Below are 3,377 nucleotides of genomic sequence, written 5' to 3'. Positions count from 1 at the left end.
GTATGTCAGCATTTGGCAAAAGCGATCGCACGGGATGGAGAAGGGGCAACCTGTTTGATTGAAGTCCAAGTCACTGGCGCACCGGATGATAAAGGGGCTCGTCAAATTGCTAAGACGATTGTTGGGTCATCCTTGGTCAAGTCTGCCATCTTTGGACGAGACCCAAACTGGGGCAGAATTGCCGCAGCCGCTGGCCGTGCAGGAGTACCCTTTGAGCAAGAAAACCTGCGGATTCAGTTAGGGGATGTGTTGCTGATGGAAAATGGTCAACCCTTAGGGTTTGACCGTCAACAGGCTAGTGATTATCTCAAGCAGGCTGCTGCTGGTGCTTATCTTAAAGAAGATACGGTTTTAATTCAGATTAATGTGGGCAATGGTCATGGTGTTGGTCAGGCTTGGGGTTGTGATTTGAGTTATGACTATGTCCGGATTAATGCGGAATATACCACTTGATTAGCCTTGTTACCAAAGACGTCTTAAAAAATAACAAACCATAACAAATCCTGATAGCAAAGGGAACAGGGAACAAAAATTATCACAATTCCTACACGGATACCGATAATGATTAATCAATAAACCGGTTAATTGGTTATTGTTTATTGGTTAAGCTGTCCCGCATTTAAACTGCCTTTTATTAAATCAGGAAACCACCCCTGAAACTCTTGTCAATTCTGCATTCTGCATTCTGCATTCTGCATTCTGCATTCTGCATTCTGCATTCTACCTTGCTGTTAGGCATAAAAATTCCTAACAGCTTATTGTTTATTCAAAGACCAATCATAGTTCAGATATTTTATCTTGTAATTCCCCCGCTCAAGATACTCCTGATCCTCTGGACTAAGGTAGTTACTGATAAAGTTTAACACCGCCCGTTGATTGGCGTTACCAGTAAATTTGTCATCGACACCATAGGTTTTTTTCCAATCTTCCCCAAACCACTTAAAGATGGAAGAAAGATATACGCTACCTTCTTGACGGTCAATACGAAAGCCATGGGGACTAACTAGAAAATTCTGTGTCTGGTCATCCAGTTGCTGATCGATTTTTTCCCCAGTATAAGGTTCGTTTCTTAAGGGAGGACAACTGATAGCGGCGCAAACTAAAGCCATATGAATTCGGGGTTCGTTGAATTCCGCACGCAGTGTCTTGTGTTCAATATTATCTAAGGTTTTAGATTCTCCAGTAATGTTGAATTCGCGTCCTTTCCAGACTCCTTTAATATCCCGAATACTCTTTTTGAGCGGGTTTTGGTCAATAATGGATTCTAGAGTAAAGGAGTTGTAAGCATTTATCAGAAAAGCAATTTTTTCTGCTTCATCCCAAGACTGATAGGTGCTAGGCTCAACAGCACCTAAGGAGGCATTAAATGTCTCCAGCTGCTCTGGATTTTGCTGCAATTTTTGGTAATTAACTAGCGCTTTATTGTTGACATGGGTTTTTAGGACAGTAGCATAGTCGTCATAATTCAATAGAGTTGTGTCAGAGCCTCTATTTACTTGTACTTGGGACTCTTTTGCTGGTGCTTTATTTATCGGTACGGAAAGTGTACAACTTGTCAGGATAATCAGGGTTGGAACTAGGGTTAGTAATCTCTTGGATGTATTCATAGTAATTCAGATGACTTAGCTGATAAGATGCTTGACCTGTAAGCATTCAGCCGTCAGCCGTCAGCCGTCAGCCGTCAGCCGTCAGCCGTCAGCCGTCAGCTAATGTAACTCAGATTAAAGCAATGCTTACCTGTTTTATTCAAAAGATGTAACTCAGATTAAAGCAATGCTTACCTGTTTTATTCAAAAGCTGATAGCACCTCAAGAAGCGTGCGCGTAGCGCTAATCGCTGATAGCTGATAGCTGATAGCTGATAGCTGATAGCTGATAGCTGATAGCTGATAGCTGATAGCTGATAGCTGATAGCTGATAGCTGATAGCTTACCTTGACCTAGGCAATTTTGATTAAAGCTAATCAATCTGAGTTTTGGTTGAGAGCAACATTAGGATTGCGGTAATGGGTCCACAACCAACCCAAAACAAAGGGTAACCATAAACACCATCGCTCCTGAGGAGTTAGATACCAGCTGTAGTTACCTAAAGCCATGCGATGCTGAAGTACAAAGTAAATAAAAGCAGAGATACTGACTAAACGTACTCCCAGATTCCGATAAGGAACAGCAAAAGGAATTATCCAAGTGAAGTACCAAGCATGGATAATCGGAGATAGGATTAGCAGGGAAAAAAAGTACCATTCGGTGAATTGTTGAAAATTGCGCGATCGCAAAATTAGCCAACTTACCGTTAAGCCTAGGGGAAAAGCATAAATCCAATTAACCCAGCGAGAGGGTTCCCAATATTCGCTAACAATATAAGGAATCAATTCCGCACTGCGACCATGGGACACAAACACTGATCCAGTAGGAATCAAAGGACATTCTCCACTAGAGCAAAATTGGAGAGCAGTGATGCCAAAAGGTAAGAAACCGCACAATAGCACTACTATTGCTAGTTTTACCCCTACTTTTCGGAAAGCTTGCCAGGTCAGAAACCCTAAAATTGGCAAAGACATCCACTTCACTGCCATACTAATTCCTACCAGCAAAGCCGAAGCAATCCAGTGCCACCAGGTCAGGGAGTGATCCGATGAAGACATCAATGGGTTAGGAAATGAGGATTTTTCTGCTACTGTTCCAATCTCCAACTTTTCCTCTATTTCTGTTATTTCTGTCTGCCTTAAACTCTCTGTTTTTCGGTCAAAGACTAACCAAGCTGCAACTAGGGGGAAAACAAACCAACTGTCGTAATGAGCACCACCAGCAAAGGAGTAAATTATTAAAGGATTCCAGGCATAGAAAATTGCCTGGTGATAACCAAATCGACGACTGAGTAACCAACAGATTAATAAGTCAGCTAAGATAAATGCAATTTTGAATAACCAAACCTTAAGGTCAATCAGCGCTAACATCCGAAAACCTAATTGCGCTACTGGTGGATAGATAGCAGAAACAGTAGGATGATTGATTAGTGACCACCATTCCGTATGGTAGGGAATCAGTTCAGTAGCATTAGGTGGCAAATGGTATGGACTAAACCCTAAGGTTTGAATATACCCTTCCCATAGATAGCGCCATACATCATCTCCAGGATACATTGGTAGCAGTAGCAGCCTGCTGAGGATAGTAGTACTCCAAAAATTTAGTCCTGAGTGCTGAGTTTTGAGTTTTCGTAAGTACTTTATACTAAGAGATTTAGAGGTTGTCTGAGAAGTATCATTTGCTACATTAAAGCCCCCTAAATCCCCCAATTTTGGGGGACTTTTGCCATCAAATTGGATTCTAGTCCCCCCCAAATTTGGGGGGCTAGGGGGGCGAAATTCAGTATCAAAAA

General features: G+C 42.0%; 4 protein-coding genes. 1 reads left to right on the top strand and 3 read right to left on the bottom strand.

All coding sequences use genetic code 11. The features are described 5' to 3' along the window. Positions 1-453: bifunctional ornithine acetyltransferase/N-acetylglutamate synthase (locus F6K20_RS30395; RefSeq protein WP_287297200.1), on the top strand; the 453-nt coding region annotated here is incomplete at its 5' end. Between the two features lie 302 nt (positions 454-755). On the opposite strand, the gene F6K20_RS30390 is transcribed toward F6K20_RS30395, so the two are convergent. The 3 genes from F6K20_RS30390 to F6K20_RS30380 all read right to left on the bottom strand — a co-directional run. Then, positions 756-1,607: a DUF547 domain-containing protein gene (locus F6K20_RS30390; RefSeq protein ID WP_008177703.1), complete on the bottom strand. Its 852-nt coding sequence runs from the start codon at positions 1,605-1,607 to the stop codon at positions 756-758. Positions 1,608-1,786: 179 nt separating this feature from the next. Next, positions 1,787-1,966, bottom strand: coding sequence for a hypothetical protein (locus tag F6K20_RS30385; protein ID WP_008177704.1), 180 nt, complete (start codon positions 1,964-1,966; stop codon positions 1,787-1,789). After that, on the bottom strand, positions 1,963-3,377 hold a 1,415-nt coding region (locus F6K20_RS30380), incomplete at its 5' end, for an MptA/MptB family glycosyltransferase (protein WP_287297198.1). The genes F6K20_RS30385 and F6K20_RS30380, both read right to left, overlap by 4 nt.

It is taken from the genome of Moorena sp. SIO2C4 (assembly GCF_010672485.1).
Classification (GTDB): domain Bacteria; phylum Cyanobacteriota; class Cyanobacteriia; order Cyanobacteriales; family Coleofasciculaceae; genus Moorena; species Moorena producens.
Note: the sequence above shows the minus strand (reverse complement) of the source record. Positions and strands in the feature narration are given on the sequence as shown.